Raw genomic sequence first — 15,477 nt, forward strand, 5'->3', positions numbered from 1 at the left:
CGGTGGTATGGCCACGGCACGTTCATCCGCAGCTTCGCCGCCAGAGCAGAGGCTGCGGCAGGTCTTGCTGTCGATCTCGCGACAGGCGGAACGCGATCTGATGCTGCTGTCGTCACGTCATCCGCACACGCGCATCCACGCGCTGCGTGTACGCATGAAAAAACTGCGCGCCATCCTGCGGCTGATCGCGCCGGGGTTGGCACCGGCCACGATCAAAGCCATCCGGCGCAGCATGCGCGTACTCAAGCAGGCCTTTGCCATGCATCGCGATCAGCATGTGCTCAATGCGCTGCTCGCTGAACTCGGTGAGGGCGACGTCGTCTGCCACAAGGAATGCATCGCTCCTGAGAATGGCGATGGTCCCAATGGACTGCCGGGACCAGCACAGCTTCGCAGGCTGAAGGCAACGGCCCATGCGCTCACCCGACGCCTGCAGACCATGACGCTGCGCCCCCTGGCCTGGGATGACATCGCCACGGCTTATGCCCGCCGTTATGCGAAAGCCCGCCAGTGGTTCCGGCGCTGCGAGCGCAAGCCGTCAGCGGCTCGCTTGCATCGTTGGCGCTCACCGGTGAAGGATCATTACTTCCAGTCGCTTCTCGTGCTGCGTGATCGGCGTCATCTCAGCGCCTCGCGCAAGCTCGGCAGTTTGCTTGGCCAGATCCATGACCTCGCCATGCTGCGAGAGCATTACTCCCACGGCTCTTCCGACCGCCTGGCCCGCGCCATCCACCGCCAGATGAAGACTCTGCGCGCCCGCATCTTCCGCAAGGCGCGGCATCTGTTTGCACTCACACCCGGAAAGATCGCACGCCAGACGCGCGCTGCGCACAAGATCGGAGCCAAGGACGCCATCGAAGGCTGAGCAGGCCCGCTCAGAGCGTGGCAGGATCAATCTGTTACCTCATTCCAACTTCAACCACCACCCACCATGCTCGCCAAATTTGACATCGAATACGTGATCCATCCTCATCACAACAAGCGCGTGGACACTCACCGCACGGACGACCCGGTGGAAGCCGAGGACTTCCTCATGAACCTGCTGGCTTCGGGGGCCAGGGTCAATGCGATCAAACATGAAGGAGTCGAACTTGCGCAGAAACAATCAGATCAAATGATTCATGTGGCGGCGGAGCGTCTGGCCTCGCGTGTGCTGGGCAGATCTCTCGATCTGGACTCGGTCGAGGTGAAGCATCGCTTCGGTTTCGCGGCCTGATCGTTTTCATCCACGCGCACACAGGATGAGCCAGCCATCAGCCAGCGGTCGCCTCACTTTCCAGTGGATGGCGGTCCCGGTTGCCGTCAGACTGTCACCTCGAATGACTGACTACTCCCGCATGACCAAGGCTGAGCTGATCGAGCGGCTCAAGCGCATCGAAGCCATCCCTGATGCGGCGGCTCATCTGCCTGACGATGAACCGACAAACGGGCAGCTTGTCCTGGTCAATGAGTTGATGGACCTGAAAGCGGCGCTGGATGCCCACTCCATCGTGGCCACCACGGATGCGCGCGGAGTCATCACCTATGTGAATGACAAATTCTGCGAGATCTCCCAATACAACCGCAGTGAGCTGCTGGGACAGGACCACCGCATCATCAACTCCGGTCATCATCCGAAGGAGTTCTTCCACGACCTGTGGAGCACCATCGGCCACGGGAAAATCTGGAAGGGTGAAATCCGCAACCGCGCCAAGGACGGCAGCATCTACTGGGTGCATACGACGATTTTTCCGTTCGTGGACGCAGCGGGCAAACCCCAGCAGTACATCGCCATCCGCACGGACATCACGCAGCGGAAGCGCGATGAGGAGAAGCTCGCCGAGCTGGCGCAGTCGCTCGCGGAAAAGAACAAGGAGCTGGAGGCCATCGTGTATGTGGCGTCGCACGATCTGCGCTCGCCACTGGTGAACATCCAGGGCTTCAGCCGGGAGCTGATGCGGACCTGCGACGGCCTGCGCAAGGCGCTGGATGCGGCGCCAGGGGCAGCCGTGCCGAAGGCTGATCTGCGGACGGCCTTGGAGGAGGACATCCCCGAGTCGCTTGGCTTCATCCAGGCGGGTGTGTCTAAAATTGACTCGTTGCTGGCCGGCCTGCTGCGCTTCTCACGGCTGGGCCGTGCGGCGCTCACCATCGAGCGTCTGTCCATGCAGGAGATGCTCAGGCAAATCGCCCACGCCATGGAGTTCCAGCTCCAGCAGGCCGGTGCGCAGCTCGACATCGGCGAGCTGCCCGACTGCCGTGGCGATGCCACGCAGATCAACCAGGTCTTCTCCAACCTCCTCGACAACGCGATCAAGTATCTCGACCCCGCACGGCCGGGGCGCATCCGTGTGAGCGGGCGGGTGGAGGGGGCGCAGGTGATTTATGAGGTGAGTGACAACGGCATCGGCATCGCGCCCGCACACCAGCAGAAGGCCTTCGAGATTTTTCACCGGCTGAACCCCGCGCACAGCACTGGAGAGGGCCTCGGCCTCACCATTGCCCAGCGCATCCTGGAGCGGCTGGACGGCAAGATCTGGGTCGAATCCGTCACCAACGAAGGCAGCACTTTTTTTGTCAGCTTGCCAGCCATGCCCAACAAGACTAAACGATGAGCATGACTCAGGAAGTAGTGATCATCATCGCGGAAGACGACGCCGGTCACGCCAGACTCATCGAGAAAAACTTGGGGCGGGTGGGTCTGCACAATCCCATTCAGTTCTTCGAGAACGGCCAGGAGGTGCTCGATTTCCTCTTCCGCCGCGGCCCCGGCCCGCACCGCAAGAGCGACACGGCCTACCTGCTGATGCTGGACATCCGCATGCCGAAGGTGGACGGCGTGGAGACGCTGCGGCAGGTCAAGGAAGACGATTCCTTGCGCAAGCTGCCCGTCATCATGCTCACCACCACGGACGACCCGCGTGAGATCCAGCGCTGCCACCAGTTGGGTTGCAACAGCTACATCGTCAAGCCGGTGGACTACGACAAGTTCGCCGAGGCCATCAAGCAGCTCGGCATGTTCGTGTCCCTCGTGCAGGTGCCTGAGATCAACGGCAAGCCCTGACCTCGCCATGTCCGCCACGCATCCGCCTGTCACGATCCTGGTGGTGGATGATGATCCGGGGCTGACGCGTCTGATCGAGCGCGAACTCCGGCGGGAAGGCTATCAAACTGCTGCCGCCGGTTCGGGCAAGGAGGCCACCGGCTGGTTGCAGCAGCACCGCGCGGATCTTCTTCTGCTCGATTTGAAACTGCCGGACATCGAAGGCCCGGCGCTCATTGAGGCGATGGCAGCCATGGGCCGCTCCGTGCCCTTCATCATCATCACCGGCCAGGGGGATGAACGCGTGGCGGTGGACATGATGAAGCGCGGCGCGCTCGACTACCTGGTCAAGGACGTGAACTTCATCGAGTTCGTGCCCACGGTGGTCCGGCGCGCGCTGGCAAGGCTGGAGGAGCAGGCGCGTTTTGCCGCCGCTGAAGAGGACCGCCAGCGGCTGGAGCGGGAAATCCTCCAGATCAGCGAGCGTGAGCAGCAGCGCATCGGCCGGGATTTGCATGACGATCTGGGCCAGCAGCTCGCCGGCCTGAGCATCTTGACCACCGTACTGACGCGCACCCTGGCCGGGCGTGCCGCGCCCGAGGTGCCCGCCGCCGCCAAGATCTCAGACCTTTTGAAAGAGGCGGTCGCCATGACCCGCCGCCTGGCCCGCGGGCTCCACCCCGTGGCCCCGGAGCCGGATGGCTTGGTGTCGGCCTTGCATGATCTGGCCGCACGCATGACCGGCCTGTTCCACATCGACTGCCAGTTCGATTGCCCCACGGCGGTTCAGGTGAATGACAACACCACGGCCACCCACCTCTACCGCATCGCCCAGGAGGCCGTCAGCAACGCCGTCAAACACGGTCACGCGCGGCAGGTGCGCATCGGCCTGTCGTCCGACGCAGAAACCCTCACGCTCACGGTGAAGGATGACGGCGGCGGCATCAGCGGACTCGATCCCCAGCGGCAGGGCATGGGCCTGCGCATCATGCATTACCGTGCCGACATGATCGGCGCCAGGGTGTCCATCGCGAATCAAACGAGCGGCGGCACCTGCGTCACCTGCACACTTCCCATGCCTCCGCCCGCCGTGCCAACCGCAGCTCCTCATGGCCGCAAGGCCGCACGCAAAGCCCCGGTCATGGCTAAAAAGTGAGGGATCGCTCCCGCTGAGCATCGGTCACCGGCATCGCGAGGCACTCTTGGAATCAAGCGATTCCCTGGTCAAGTTCGGCGTCCGCGCAGCCGAACTTCAGATGCCTGTCGCAGTGAAGCATTGCCAGCAGCTCACTGCCGGCCCGCGCCTTCTCCGCCGATTACTGAGAAGCAAAGAGAGATTTTGCCAATTGCCGGATTTTGCCTCACTCGACACGCTCGCCGCCATGCACTCACAGCATCTTCATTCACCATCCACAGACGGGACGGAACAAAAACGGCCGGACGAAACCCCAACCCTTGAACACCCATGAGCACGATCACTGTCCTGCTGGCTGATGACCACGCCATTGTACGCGAAGGTCTGCGGGCCTTTTTGAACCGGGAAGACGACATCGAAGTCGTCGGCGAAGCGGAGAACGGTCGCCGGGCGGTGACGCTGGTCGGCAAGCTCTGTCCCGATGTGGTCGTCATGGACCTCAGCATGCCGCTGCTCAATGGCATGGAAGCGACGCGACAGGTACGCCAGACCTCACCCTCGACCAAGGTGCTTGTGCTCTCCGCACACAGTGACGACGCTTACGTTGAGCAGGTCATGGCGTTCGGCGCAGCAGGCTACCTGAACAAACAAACTTCCGTCCATGAGCTGCCTGCTGCGATCCGGGAGGTTCACCAAGGCCGTCCCTTCTACAGTCCCATCATTTCGAAGCGCCTCAGCGCTCATGACGCGAAGGCCCGTGCTCGAAGCGAGTTTGCCAGGAAGAAAGCCGCCCTCCTGAAGTCGCGCGAAATGGAGGTGCTGCAACTCATCGCGGAGGGCAAGGCCAACAAGGAGTCCGCAGCGGAGCTGCAGATCAGCACCAAGACCATCGAGAAGCACCGGCAAAGCCTCATGCACAAACTCAATATCCACAATACCGCCGGACTGACCCGCTACGCGGTCGCCGCAGGCATCGTCGAGAGCAGCGTGCAGGTGACCATTCTATAGAGCCAGGGCCAGCGGCGGCGGAGTGCCCGGCCTCGCACTCGACCTGGACCCCCCGCCTGATTCAGCCGTCTCAGAGAAAACTCGCAGACCGTCTCAGCCGTTGGCTGGGACGCGAAGTGTCCCTGCCGCGTTGTGGGGACGGCGTGGGAGGTTAATCTGGCGGCATGAGTCTGAACATGAAGCGTGAACCCGCATGGCGCGGTCCGGCGGTGCGGCTTCCGCACCTGCGGGGGCTGTTCATTGGCTTTTGCAAATGCGCCAGTCTCCCGTAGCGATGCAGACCATGAAACATCACGCGAGATCGAGCGCTGCCACCTGCGGGGCTGCAACCGTTGCAGCGCGAGTCCGGCGGGCTGCGACAAGTGCGCCGAGATCAACGGCAAGCCCTGACGATCCCATGATCACACCGCACACGCCCATGACCATCCTTGTGGTGGATGATGATCCGGGGATCGCCCGGCTCATCGTGCGCGAGCTGCGCCGGGACGGTCATCACACCGCCACTGCTGAGTCCGGCAAACAGGCCATTGAGTGGCTGCGGCAGCACCGGGCGGACCTCCTGCTGCTGGATTTGAGGCTGCCGGATGTGAAAGGCCACGAGTTGATCGATGTGATGGCATCGGAGGGCCTCCGCCTGCCCTTCATCGTCATCACCGGCCAGGGGGATGAGCGAGTGGCGGTGGACATGATGAAGCGCGGGGCGCTCGATTATCTGGGCAAGGACGTGAACTTCATCGCGATGATGCCGGCCGTGGTGCAAAGCGCGCTGGCACGGATTCGGGAGCAACAGCGCCTCGCCGCCGCCGAGGCTGCGCTGGTCCAGTCCCACGCGGAACTCGAGCGCCGCGTGATCAAGCGCACGGCGGAACTCACCCAGGCCAATGAGGGCCTGCATGCGGCCCGGTTGTTCGCCGATGCCACCATCGAAGCCGTTCCGGCAAGTCTCGCCGTGCTCGACGAGAACGGGGTCATCATCAGCGTCAATCAAGCCTGGCACCAGTTTGCCGCGACGAATGGGACGCTGCCTGCCACCATTCCGACCGGCATGAATTATCTCACCGTGTGTGATGCCGCCGCAGGCGACGGAGTCGAAGAGGCGGTGCGATTTGCCGCCGGCATCCGCGAGGTGATGAGCGGGGCCGTTCCACGCTTCAGCATGGAATACGCCTGCCATTCGCCCACCCAGCAGCGCTGGTTCATTGGCTACGTCACGCCATTCACCGGCAATAGCCGGCCTTCCGTCGTTGTCGCGCATGTCGATATCAGCGAACGCAAACGCGCGGAGCAGGTGATCCGGCGGCTGAATGAGGAGTTGGAAAAACGTGTGGAAGAACGCACCAGGGCGCTGCAACAGGCCAATCAAAAACTCCGGCAGGAGGCGGCCATGCGCCGCAAGCTGGAAGAGGAGATCCTGCACATCAGCGAGCACGAAAAGCAGCGCATCGGCCAGGATTTGCATGATGATCTGGGCCAGCAGCTCGCGGGCATCTGGCTGCTCAGCGATGTGATGAAATCGAACCTGATCAAGCAGGGTTCCCCTGAGGCGGAAAGCGCCGACAAGATCACCGGCCTGCTCAAAAACGCCCTGGGGCTGACGCGTTCGCTCGCGCGCGGGCTGCATCCCGTGGCGATGCAGGCTGGCGGCCTCGTCACCGCGCTGGATGAACTGGCCACGCGCACCAGCGACATGTTCCGCATCGACTGCCGGTGCCAATGCCCGCCGGCCATCGACATGGACAACACCACGGCCACGCATCTCTACCGCATCGCCCAGGAAGCGGTGACCAACGCCGTCAAGCATGGCCGGGCAAAGGAGATCGACATCGAACTCTCCACCAATCCCCATCATACCGTGCTTTCCGTGAAGGATCAGGGCAAGGGCAAGGGCAAGGGCAAGGGCCTCGCCGAGCCGGACCCCAAGCATCGTGGCATGGGCCTGCGCATCATGAACTACCGCGCTGACATCATTGGCGGCATCCTTGACATCCAACGCCATCCATCCGGCATCGGCACCACCGTTGTCTGCACCATTCCAACACCGCAATCTTAACCCGCAATCATTTCCACCCATGGCTAAAAAAGCATCCGGCCCACCGGCCAAAAAAGTATTCATCGTCGATGACCACCCCGTGTTTCGCGACGGACTCGTCCGCATCGCCTCCGCAATCCCCGGCCTCGTCGTCTGCGGCGAGGCGGACAACGCCCGGGACGCCTTTGCCGCGATCTCGAAGCTGAATCCAGACATCGTGCTCATGGACATCAACCTCCCCGGCAAGAGCGGGCTGGAACTGCTGCAGGACGTCCACGCCATGCGGCCTGAACTGCCCGTGCTGGTGATCTCCATGCATGACGAGCAACTGTATGCCGAACGGGTGCTGCGTGCCGGCGGGCGTGGCTACATCATGAAGCAGGAAGGCCCGGACAAGATGCGGGATGCCATCACCAAGGTGCTCAACGGGCAGGTGTATGCCAGCGAGCGCACGGCGGCGGCGATCCTCGACGCCCTCTCCCGCCCGCGCTCCTCCGCCAGCAGTTCGACTTTGGGAAAACTCACGGACCGCGAACTCGAAATCCTGCGCCTCACCGGCCAGGGCAAGGACAACCGTGCGATCGCGCAGGAACTGCACATCAGCCTCAAGACCGTGGACACGCATCGCGGCCACATCAAAGAGAAGCTCGGGCTGAAGAACGCCACGGAACTCATTCACTACGCCGTACGCTGGGTGGGGGAGCAGGTGTGATGCGCTTGGGTTGAGGTGACGGCCAGCACCCTGCGGATCTGCCAAGACTGTCTCAGTCATTTCCTGACAACTGTCGGGAGGGTCTCCCCATTGTTCGTGCCCGCCCGCCTTCTAGCATCGGCGCATGAGAACTGACGAACTACAGCCGGGGGAAGGGGAGCCATGAGCCATTCCCGTCTCAGGCAGCAACTCATGGGTGAAGTAGCCGGGCTTTGTCACAAGCCGCAGGGGACCAGACTCTTCCACTGGCGTCGGCTGAAGGGATTCAGCAACAGCGGGAGAGCACACACTGACCTGGCATGCCTGCCTGCTGCTGGACTCAGGGCCCAGTTGGTCATGGAACATTTGCCCCTGAACAAAACATCTCGGTCCCAAGGGATCGACGTCGAAGCGCACCAGCGCCGCATGGCGGCGGGCGGCTGGCCGTCACACGCCAGTCTGCCCGCCCAATAGTTTGTCCGCCACTGACACTCCCGGCTCTCCATGAAAACGAAACGATACCACCCGCTGCGCAAGCACATGAACCACGTTCTCAAGCGCCGGCATGCGCCGACAAATCGAACCAAGACAGGAGTGCTGCTGAGAAGAGTTCCGCCTCCGATCAAACCACAGGCCGAAGCCCCCATCGTGGCCCCTCCGCCGCAAATCGGGCACGAGCGTCCGGATGACCAGCACAACGGGGTGCATCTCGTGCGGAGCATTGCCAGCGATGAAGCGGCGGCCTGCCTTATCATGTCCATTGAAGTGCCGGTGCCATTCACCCTGGCCTACGAGATGTGGACCAAGTTTGACCTGCCCTATTTCATGAAGGGCACGACCGCCCCCGAACATTTCGATGGCGGTCGCATGACCTGGTGTGTTCGAACTCTGTTCGATCAATTTGCGTGGCAGGCGAAGGCCTGTGAGGTGGTGCCGTTTGAGCGCATCGCCTGGAAGAGCGTGTTTGGAGCACCCCACCCCAACTTTGGCTCGGTGAGCTTTGAACCCATCAACGACCACCGGACCTGGGTCATCGTCCAGGTCGGTTTCGACATGAGCGGCATCTATCAATGGCTTGGCAGTCCGCTGCCTTCGATCAGCCAGTCACTCGAGCGGAGCCTGCTGTGTTTCCACGACTTCCTGACCATTCTGACTCAGCGTGAGGAGAAACTTCTGCCCGCCGCCGTATGAATCAAGACTTCCAGTTAACCACAGGCCGCCCTGCCGCCAGCCATGAAGACGGCTGGCCGACGTACCGGAACTTCCTGATCATCGCCCCGGATCCAGACGACGGCACGGATTCGGCTGATCTGCCCGACGGGCAGGTGAAGGCACTGGCACGCCATCTCAACCAGAATGGTTTTGCCTATGTGGCCCGTCGTGGCCAGAAGGAAATGGAGGACGACCGGTTTGGAGTCCGCTATCTGCCGCTCGGGGAGGATCTGCCCTCATTTGGCTTGATGTCAGTGGTGATTGTCCTGCGTGATCCGGCCTGGGCGAAGCGTGCGGCGGCCGCCTATCCGGGCGCGGATGTCTTTCTTCTGGAACCCCGTCCACGTGCATTCGGCTGCGGCTGACTTTTCGTCTGCGTTGCCAATGCCAGGGGAAACGCGGTCATTCCGGTGGTCTCAATGAGGTCAGGGTAGCGCTTTTGCAGGTGTTTCCAGAACGCGTTCAAATCGCGGTAATCCTGCAGCCAGCGCAGCAGCAAAAGATCCATCACCGCGCCTTCCGTCCAGTCCAGCGTTTGGGTGAAACCCGTCACCAGCGCCACCTGTGTCTCGGTGACGAAGCGTGCCAGCCGTTCTTCATCGGCCTGCACCGTGCTGCAGCTCGCAAAATGCACCACCCATCCGGCAAACTTTCTGCCCATCATGGTGGCCAGGCTGTCGAGCGAGACAACCACGTGTTTCGCCAGCTCGATCTTCCCGGGATCCCCGTGGAAGGCCAGCACCAGGATGCCATAGGATTTCTTGCGACTGACGAGGCTCAGGTTGTGCCGCAGCTCTGCCTTGGTGTTGCAGGTGAGGTAGATGAACTTCGCGCTCGTGGTCCGTGCCGTCAGTTCCAGGATGGGCAGCACGCTCAAACGGTTCTCCAGTTCCTCGGTCCACAGGGCTTCGAGGCAGACGATGTTTTTGAGATAGAGCGGAACACGAGGCATGGTGGTGCAGGAGAGAACTTGAGGCGCGGACACAGTGCGGCACAACCGTTGTTTTATCCGGCGGAATCCCGGCCCCCGCTTGCATTTAGGCATCTGCCATTCGGCTGAGCCCGTCTCAGCCGTTTGCTGAGAAGCCAAACGGGACTCTGCCCATTGTCGGATTTTGCATGCTTGGGAACTATCGCGTCATGCAATGCACTCTCCCACGCCCCCCGGCTCGTCATGTTAACAAGCGGATTCAAGACCCCGCTTTGACCGTTGTTGCCATCCACAACGGATTTTACGCAGACATTCGTGTCCATGAGACCTTGGAGTGGCTCAATGATTCCCTGGGTTCCGACCTGCGGATCTGCTCCGCCTCCTGGAACTATGGAGTGCTGGAGCGGCAACTGGATTTGCGGGCCGTGTCCATCCGCGCGGCCGCCGAGGCGGATGTGATCCTGGTGGCCGCAACCGAACCGCTGCCCAATCACATCGAACGCTGGCTGGATGCCAGCCTCCGGGAACAACCGCAGCACCATCGCGCCGCGCTCATTGCGCTGGATGATGATGATGATAATGACGCTGGTGATGGCTCCGCAAATCTCTGCTCAAGCCTGAAACAACTGGCCTGCCGCTGGCAGACCGAATTCATGTGCAATCATGATTTGGACCAGCACCTGAACCACGACTGCGCGCTGAGGCTCCTGCGCCGAAAAGGGGAGGGGATGCAGAGCTGGCGCCAGCCGTTCGGCTCGGACTTTTACTCCGCTCCCGCCTGCTGGGGCATCAATGGATAAAATCAGATCATTCCACCTCAACACCACCCGCCATGAACCAGACACCTCCCACAACACCTCAACGTCACTTCGATGAAACCCGCATGCTGGCCTATCACCTTTGGCAGCGGGACAACTGCCCTCCCGGTCAAGATCTCAAATACTGGCTTCAAGCCGAGGAGCAGCTTTTCGGCAAACGTCCCGCACAAAGCAAACCTGTGGCGGCAGCCGGAAATCGGAAATTGATCGCGGCGAAACGTGATGCCACGCCTGCTGGCAATGGCTCTGCAAAGCGCCAGCCAGGGAACGCTAAAAAAGCAGCCAAAGCGCGCTGACCTTCATCAACCAATCTTCGGCGCAGCCTGCTCGTGGCGGACAGGTTTTACCGGAACAAGAACAAATCCGCCCACCAAACCGCAAAAAACAAACATCATGAGTGCATTAACAACCTGGAATCCTCTTCGTGAACTCGGCAATCTGGAGAACCGCCTCGAACGTCTCTTTGGGACGAACTTCCCCTCAAGAAACGGTGAAAAAGAAGCCATGACCGTCTCCCAATGGACGCCGCTGGTGGACATCAGCGAAGATGCCAACGAGTACCTCGTCAAAGCCGAGCTGCCGGAGCTGAAGAAGGAGGAAGTGAAAGTGAACGTCGAGAACGGCGAGCTTACCATCTCGGGCGAGCGCAAAATCGAGAAGGAGGAGAAGGGGAAGAAATTCCACCGCATCGAACGCTCCTATGGCAGCTTCCTGCGCAGTTTCACCCTGCCTGAAGCCGTCAGCGGCGACAAAGTCTCAGCCGAGTTCAAGGATGGCATGCTGACGGTGCATCTGCCCAAGGATGAAAAGGCCAAGCCGAAAACCATCGAGGTCAAGGTGCAGTAGGTCACGCAAAAAACTTAATGATGGGGCCATGGGGCGGAGACGGCCGGGTTCGAGGTCGCCTGCCGATTTTTCTCCGTGAATTCCATGCCCCATCATTTCGTGCGGACTTTCTTCTCTCAGTGAGCCGTCGCAGCCTGAATGGAGCCACATCATGAAAACACCAACACCAACACCAGTTTCTTCCCCCGTGCGCGTGCCAGATCGTTGGTCCTGGCACTACCAGCGGCTGCAATCCTTTCGAGATCACCTGCTGGAAAACCGCGACGTCCAGATGGCTGAAGCAGCCGAACCGCTGGAGCCGCACAGCATGGATCTGGCCGACAGTGCCACGGATGAGTTCGATCATGATTTGGCTCTTGGTATTCTTTCGCAGGAGCAGGATGCCCTCTACGAGGTGAATGCAGCCATCCGCCGGATACTCGACGGCAAATACGGCAACTGCGAGGAGACCGGCAAACCTATTCCAGCGGCAAGACTGCGCGCGGTGCCGTGGACGCGTTACCTACGGGAAGTGGAGGAGCGTCTGGAACAGGAAGGCCTCGTCAACCAAACACACCTGGGCGCGGTTTCATCCATCCAAACCTCAGGTCCGCGTGCCTTGTCAGCAATGGAGGATCCGGAAGACGAGGATCTGCTGACTCGAGAAGTGGCCGCCACCGAATCCCCCTGACATGAAAACCATCTCTGCAATTTCCAAGAAGGCGCCACGCACGGTGAAGATTTCCACCGGTTATGTGGAGCTCGAAGGTGAGCTGGAACTGCCCGACTACGCGCCGGGCGTGGTGCTCTTCGCGCATGGCAGCGGCAGCAGCCGGCACAGCCCGCGCAATCAGTATGTCGCTGAAATCATTCGTGAGGCAGGACTCGGCACCTTGTTGTTTGATCTGCTGACACACGAGGAAGAGCAGCAGGACGCCATCACCGGTGCTCTGCGCTTTGACATTGATCTGCTGGCGCAGCGGCTGATCGGGGTCACACGTTGGCTGGAGCGGCAGCCGGAGACACGCGGCTTGAAGGCAGGCTACTTTGGCGCCAGCACGGGTGGTGCCGCCGCGCTGATGGCGGCAGCGGAACTCGGCGACCGTGTCGCCGCCGTGGTCTCGCGCGGCGGACGGCCCGACCTCGCTGGCAACGCCTTGCACAAAGTTCGCTCGCCGACGCTCCTGATCGTCGGCGGCTACGATGAGATGGTCATCTGTTTGAACAATGAAGCTTATGACAAACTGCGCTGCGAGAAAGACTTCCGCATCGTGCCCTGTGCCACCCATCTGTTTGAAGAGCCGGGCAAGCTGGAGCAGGTGGCGCAGATCAGCGCACACTGGTTCAGCAAGCACATGGGCATTGCTGCCGAATGGGAGGAGGCCGCATGAACAGCTTGGTTTTCAGAAATCGCATGCATGCCGGGCAACTGCTGGCCGAGGCCCTCATGAAGTACGCGGATCGCGAGGACGTGATCGTGCTCGGACTGCCCCGTGGCGGTGTGCCGGTGGCGTATGAGGTGGCGAAGCAACTGCATGCGCCGCTGGATGTGCTGGTGGTGCGCAAGCTCGGCGTGCCAGGCTATAAGGAACTCGCGATGGGTGCCATCGCGAGCGGCGGGGTGCAGGTGATTCACCATGACGTGATGCGGGCCATGGGCATTCCGCGCGCTGCGCTTGAAGCCGAAGCCGTCTTGCAACTGAAGGAACTGCGCCGTCGAGAACTGGCCTACCGTGGACACACCGGCACACCGGAGATCAATGGCAGAATCGTCATCCTGGTCGATGACGGCATCGCCACCGGCTCCACCATCCGCGCTGCGGTGCAGGCGTTGCGACAACAGCATCCGCAGCAGATCATCATTGCCGTGCCAGTCGCGTCGCCTGATTCCTGCGCTGATCTAGAACCCATCGTCGATGAACTGCTCACCCTCATGACGCCGGAGGATTTTCGCGGCGTCAGCCAGTGGTATGAAGACTTCTCCCAGACCACGGATGCCGAAGTCACGCAATTGCTCGTCAAGGCATCCGATCTTGAGCCAGCACCAATGCTCTGACCATGAATCCACTCCCTGTGCCTGCCATCAACGACTGCTTCCAATGAACAACCCTCTCAAGCTCCTCCTCGTTGGCGACGTCATGCTCGGTCGTCAGGTCAATGAACACCTGCGTGACCAGCCGCCGGAATATCCCTGGGGCAACACGCTGCCGCTCTTCCTCGGAGCTGACTGGCGAGCGTGCAATCTGGAGTGCGTCATCACCGACCATGGCTCGCCATGGGCACGCTCTCCGAAAGCATATCACTTCCAGACCGATGCAAAAAATCTCGCGGCGCTGAAGGCGGCGCGGATGGATGCTGTCTCGTTGGCGAACAACCACACGCTCGACTTCAACCATCGCGGCATGGTGGAGATGCTGAGGCTGCTGGATGGTGCCCATGTCGCTCATAGCGGTGCGGGATTAAACCGGGAGGAGGCAACGCAACTGGCTGTCAGTGAAGTGCGTGGCGTTCGCATCGGTTTTATCTCCTTCACCGACAATGAGCCGGCCTGGGACGCGGGAGAGGATCATCCCGGCATCTTTTATGTGCCGGTGGAGACCAACGACGAGCGTACGGCGGAACTCATCAACAAGGTCCATCAGGCACGGAGTCAGGTGGACGTGCTCATTGTGGCCGCCCACTGGGGCGGAAACTGGGGCGCGCATCCGCGTGCGCAACACACCACGCTGGCGCACGGTCTCATCCGGGCCGGCGCGGACGTGATCTTCGGCCACTCGGCACATGTGTGCCGTGGCATTGAGGTCTTTGAAGGCGGGTTGATCCTGTATTCCACGGGTGATTTTGTGGACGACTACGCCATCGATCCCATCGAGCGCAACGACCGCTCCTGGATCTTTGAGATCCTTGTTGAGGGCAAGCAGATCACCCATCTGCACCTTTTTCCCACCGTGATCAGGGAGTGCCAGGCACGCCTTGCAGAGCCAGTCGAGGCGGGTGCCATGATCACCGCCATGCAGGAGTTGTGCGCTCCATTCGGGACTGTTTCAACGGCTTCGGCGGGTTCGGACCGCCTGGTCATTGATGTGCTCCAGCACGCTGGGATCAACCGCGAGCCGGTGGCGAGCACCAAGTAAGACCCATGAAGACAGAAATCATTGTGATAGCAGTGATCGCCCCTCGGCCAGCCCGCTATATTCGTGGCTGGCCACTGCTTGCATGCACTGTTGGAACATTCCTGATCTATGCCGCGATGCAGACGCGCAGCTCCAACATGGCCTTCACGACAATATCGGCAGAGTGCCTGACAGGTGATGGAGAGTGCCGCGATGTCTGCTGCGCCAGTATCTTCATGTCTCGCTTGTCATCGTGAAGAACCTCAACTCCAACATCAAATGCAACAATCACCCCAGATCACTTTCCGCCACATGGATGTCTCACCCGCCGTCGAAGCGCGCATTCGCGAGGAGGTGGCGGCATTGGGGCACTATTTCAACCGCATCACCAGTTGCCGTGTGGTCGTCGAGGCGCCGCATCAGCATCACCAGCGGGGCAAAGGATTTCACATCAGTATCGACCTGCATGTGCCCGGTTCCGAGATCGTGGTAAACCACGAGCCCTCACTGCACGGCACCGTCGCAAACAGCGAAACCGGCGAGTGGGAGAAACATCTGGAGACACAGCCCGACCACAAGGACATCTATGTTTCCATCCGTGATGCCTTCGCCGCCGCACGCCGACGGCTGGAGGATTATGCCCGCGTCCTGCGCGGCGACACCAAGCACCACACCGAAGATGCGGAGGATTGA

At 61.1% G+C, this 15,477-nt stretch carries 20 protein-coding genes; 19 read left to right on the forward strand and 1 reads right to left on the reverse strand.

The window, feature by feature from the left end; translation table 11 throughout:
• Window positions 1-7: 7 nt before the first annotated feature.
• The 10 genes from U1A53_RS13125 to U1A53_RS13170 all read left to right on the forward strand — a co-directional run bounded on the left by U1A53_RS13125 (window position 8) and on the right by U1A53_RS13170 (window position 9,462).
• Window positions 8-865, forward strand: a complete 858-nt coding sequence (locus U1A53_RS13125) for a CHAD domain-containing protein (protein WP_322281547.1) — start codon at window positions 8-10, stop codon at window positions 863-865.
• Window positions 866-931: 66 nt separating this feature from the next.
• The gene (locus U1A53_RS13130) at window positions 932-1,216 is read left to right on the forward strand and encodes a hypothetical protein (protein WP_322281548.1); all 285 of its coding nucleotides are present in this window, start codon (window positions 932-934) and stop codon (window positions 1,214-1,216) included.
• A gap of 103 nt (window positions 1,217-1,319) precedes the next feature.
• The gene (locus tag U1A53_RS13135; protein WP_322281550.1) at window positions 1,320-2,594 is read left to right on the forward strand and encodes an ATP-binding protein; all 1,275 of its coding nucleotides are present in this window, start codon (window positions 1,320-1,322) and stop codon (window positions 2,592-2,594) included.
• A 2-nt stretch (window positions 2,595-2,596) separates the two neighbouring features.
• Window positions 2,597-3,043, forward strand: coding sequence for a response regulator (locus U1A53_RS13140; protein WP_322281552.1), 447 nt, complete (start codon window positions 2,597-2,599; stop codon window positions 3,041-3,043).
• Between the two features lie 7 nt (window positions 3,044-3,050).
• The gene (locus U1A53_RS13145) at window positions 3,051-4,178 is read left to right on the forward strand and encodes a response regulator (protein ID WP_322281554.1); all 1,128 of its coding nucleotides are present in this window, start codon (window positions 3,051-3,053) and stop codon (window positions 4,176-4,178) included.
• A 309-nt stretch (window positions 4,179-4,487) separates the two neighbouring features.
• A complete protein-coding gene (locus U1A53_RS13150) occupies window positions 4,488-5,165 on the forward strand; it encodes a response regulator transcription factor (protein WP_322281555.1) in 678 nt (225 codons plus the stop codon).
• Window positions 5,166-5,562: 397 nt separating this feature from the next.
• Window positions 5,563-7,215 (forward strand): response regulator, encoded by a 1,653-nt coding sequence (locus U1A53_RS13155; protein ID WP_322281556.1) that lies wholly within the window; start codon window positions 5,563-5,565, stop codon window positions 7,213-7,215.
• 19 nt (window positions 7,216-7,234) lie between these two features.
• Window positions 7,235-7,906 carry a response regulator transcription factor gene (locus tag U1A53_RS13160; protein WP_322281558.1) on the forward strand — a complete coding sequence of 224 codons (672 nt, stop codon included), beginning with the start codon at window positions 7,235-7,237 and terminating at the stop codon, window positions 7,904-7,906.
• A 483-nt stretch (window positions 7,907-8,389) separates the two neighbouring features.
• On the forward strand, window positions 8,390-9,076 hold the full coding sequence (locus U1A53_RS13165) for a hypothetical protein (RefSeq protein ID WP_322281559.1): 687 nt from the start codon (window positions 8,390-8,392) through the stop codon (window positions 9,074-9,076).
• Window positions 9,073-9,462 (forward strand): hypothetical protein, encoded by a 390-nt coding sequence (locus U1A53_RS13170; protein ID WP_322281561.1) that lies wholly within the window; start codon window positions 9,073-9,075, stop codon window positions 9,460-9,462. Before U1A53_RS13165 ends, U1A53_RS13170 begins: the two co-directional genes overlap by 4 nt.
• Here the strand turns inward: U1A53_RS13170 and U1A53_RS13175 are convergent.
• Window positions 9,402-10,049, reverse strand: coding sequence for a DUF6642 family protein (locus tag U1A53_RS13175; protein WP_322281563.1), 648 nt, complete (start codon window positions 10,047-10,049; stop codon window positions 9,402-9,404). The two genes, U1A53_RS13170 and U1A53_RS13175, sit on opposite strands and share 61 nt — an antisense overlap.
• Window positions 10,050-10,300: 251 nt before the next feature.
• Between U1A53_RS13175 and U1A53_RS13180 the strand changes: the two genes are divergently transcribed.
• From U1A53_RS13180 to U1A53_RS13220, 9 genes are all read left to right on the forward strand, one after another.
• The gene (locus U1A53_RS13180) at window positions 10,301-10,828 is read left to right on the forward strand and encodes a hypothetical protein (RefSeq protein ID WP_322281564.1); all 528 of its coding nucleotides are present in this window, start codon (window positions 10,301-10,303) and stop codon (window positions 10,826-10,828) included.
• A 32-nt stretch (window positions 10,829-10,860) separates the two neighbouring features.
• A complete protein-coding gene (locus U1A53_RS13185; protein ID WP_322281566.1) occupies window positions 10,861-11,142 on the forward strand; it encodes a DUF2934 domain-containing protein in 282 nt (93 codons plus the stop codon).
• Window positions 11,143-11,239: 97 nt separating this feature from the next.
• A complete protein-coding gene (locus U1A53_RS13190; RefSeq protein WP_322281568.1) occupies window positions 11,240-11,692 on the forward strand; it encodes an Hsp20/alpha crystallin family protein in 453 nt (150 codons plus the stop codon).
• 151 nt (window positions 11,693-11,843) lie between these two features.
• Window positions 11,844-12,362 carry a TraR/DksA family transcriptional regulator gene (locus U1A53_RS13195; protein WP_322281570.1) on the forward strand — a complete coding sequence of 173 codons (519 nt, stop codon included), beginning with the start codon at window positions 11,844-11,846 and terminating at the stop codon, window positions 12,360-12,362.
• A gap of 1 nt (window position 12,363) precedes the next feature.
• Window positions 12,364-13,062: a dienelactone hydrolase family protein gene (locus tag U1A53_RS13200; RefSeq protein WP_322281571.1), complete on the forward strand. Its 699-nt coding sequence runs from the start codon at window positions 12,364-12,366 to the stop codon at window positions 13,060-13,062.
• A gap of 23 nt (window positions 13,063-13,085) precedes the next feature.
• A complete protein-coding gene (locus tag U1A53_RS13205; RefSeq protein WP_322281572.1) occupies window positions 13,086-13,727 on the forward strand; it encodes a phosphoribosyltransferase in 642 nt (213 codons plus the stop codon).
• A gap of 43 nt (window positions 13,728-13,770) precedes the next feature.
• Complete coding sequence (locus U1A53_RS13210; RefSeq protein ID WP_322281573.1) at window positions 13,771-14,805, forward strand: CapA family protein; 1,035 nt, start codon at window positions 13,771-13,773, stop codon at window positions 14,803-14,805.
• A 5-nt stretch (window positions 14,806-14,810) separates the two neighbouring features.
• A complete protein-coding gene (locus tag U1A53_RS13215; protein WP_322281575.1) occupies window positions 14,811-15,041 on the forward strand; it encodes a hypothetical protein in 231 nt (76 codons plus the stop codon).
• 22 nt (window positions 15,042-15,063) lie between these two features.
• Window positions 15,064-15,477 carry an HPF/RaiA family ribosome-associated protein gene (locus tag U1A53_RS13220; RefSeq protein ID WP_322281576.1) on the forward strand — a complete coding sequence of 138 codons (414 nt, stop codon included), beginning with the start codon at window positions 15,064-15,066 and terminating at the stop codon, window positions 15,475-15,477.

The sequence above is a fragment of the Prosthecobacter sp. genome (assembly GCF_034366625.1).
Classification (GTDB): domain Bacteria; phylum Verrucomicrobiota; class Verrucomicrobiia; order Verrucomicrobiales; family Verrucomicrobiaceae; genus Prosthecobacter.

What these genes read in the sequence shown, in the direction of transcription:
- U1A53_RS13140 (WP_322281552.1), top strand. Translation starts at nt 2,597, where the DNA reads ATGACTCAGGAAGTAGTGATCATCATCGCGGAAGACGACGCCGGTCAC.
- U1A53_RS13155 (WP_322281556.1), top strand. Translation starts at nt 5,563, where the DNA reads ATGATCACACCGCACACGCCCATGACCATCCTTGTGGTGGATGATGAT.
- U1A53_RS13165 (WP_322281559.1), top strand. Translation starts at nt 8,390, where the DNA reads ATGAAAACGAAACGATACCACCCGCTGCGCAAGCACATGAACCACGTT.
- U1A53_RS13195 (WP_322281570.1), top strand. Translation starts at nt 11,844, where the DNA reads ATGAAAACACCAACACCAACACCAGTTTCTTCCCCCGTGCGCGTGCCA.
- U1A53_RS13160 (WP_322281558.1), top strand. Translation starts at nt 7,235, where the DNA reads ATGGCTAAAAAAGCATCCGGCCCACCGGCCAAAAAAGTATTCATCGTC.
- U1A53_RS13215 (WP_322281575.1), top strand. Translation starts at nt 14,811, where the DNA reads ATGAAGACAGAAATCATTGTGATAGCAGTGATCGCCCCTCGGCCAGCC.
- U1A53_RS13205 (WP_322281572.1), top strand. Translation starts at nt 13,086, where the DNA reads ATGCATGCCGGGCAACTGCTGGCCGAGGCCCTCATGAAGTACGCGGAT.
- U1A53_RS13190 (WP_322281568.1), top strand. Translation starts at nt 11,240, where the DNA reads ATGAGTGCATTAACAACCTGGAATCCTCTTCGTGAACTCGGCAATCTG.
- U1A53_RS13185 (WP_322281566.1), top strand. Translation starts at nt 10,861, where the DNA reads ATGAACCAGACACCTCCCACAACACCTCAACGTCACTTCGATGAAACC.
- U1A53_RS13170 (WP_322281561.1), top strand. Translation starts at nt 9,073, where the DNA reads ATGAATCAAGACTTCCAGTTAACCACAGGCCGCCCTGCCGCCAGCCAT.
- U1A53_RS13150 (WP_322281555.1), top strand. Translation starts at nt 4,488, where the DNA reads ATGAGCACGATCACTGTCCTGCTGGCTGATGACCACGCCATTGTACGC.
- U1A53_RS13145 (WP_322281554.1), top strand. Translation starts at nt 3,051, where the DNA reads ATGTCCGCCACGCATCCGCCTGTCACGATCCTGGTGGTGGATGATGAT.
- U1A53_RS13210 (WP_322281573.1), top strand. Translation starts at nt 13,771, where the DNA reads ATGAACAACCCTCTCAAGCTCCTCCTCGTTGGCGACGTCATGCTCGGT.
- U1A53_RS13220 (WP_322281576.1), top strand. Translation starts at nt 15,064, where the DNA reads ATGCAACAATCACCCCAGATCACTTTCCGCCACATGGATGTCTCACCC.
- U1A53_RS13200 (WP_322281571.1), top strand. Translation starts at nt 12,364, where the DNA reads ATGAAAACCATCTCTGCAATTTCCAAGAAGGCGCCACGCACGGTGAAG.
- U1A53_RS13175 (WP_322281563.1), bottom strand. Translation starts at nt 10,049, where the DNA reads ATGCCTCGTGTTCCGCTCTATCTCAAAAACATCGTCTGCCTCGAAGCC.
- U1A53_RS13125 (WP_322281547.1), top strand. Translation starts at nt 8, where the DNA reads ATGGCCACGGCACGTTCATCCGCAGCTTCGCCGCCAGAGCAGAGGCTG.
- U1A53_RS13130 (WP_322281548.1), top strand. Translation starts at nt 932, where the DNA reads ATGCTCGCCAAATTTGACATCGAATACGTGATCCATCCTCATCACAAC.
- U1A53_RS13135 (WP_322281550.1), top strand. Translation starts at nt 1,320, where the DNA reads ATGACTGACTACTCCCGCATGACCAAGGCTGAGCTGATCGAGCGGCTC.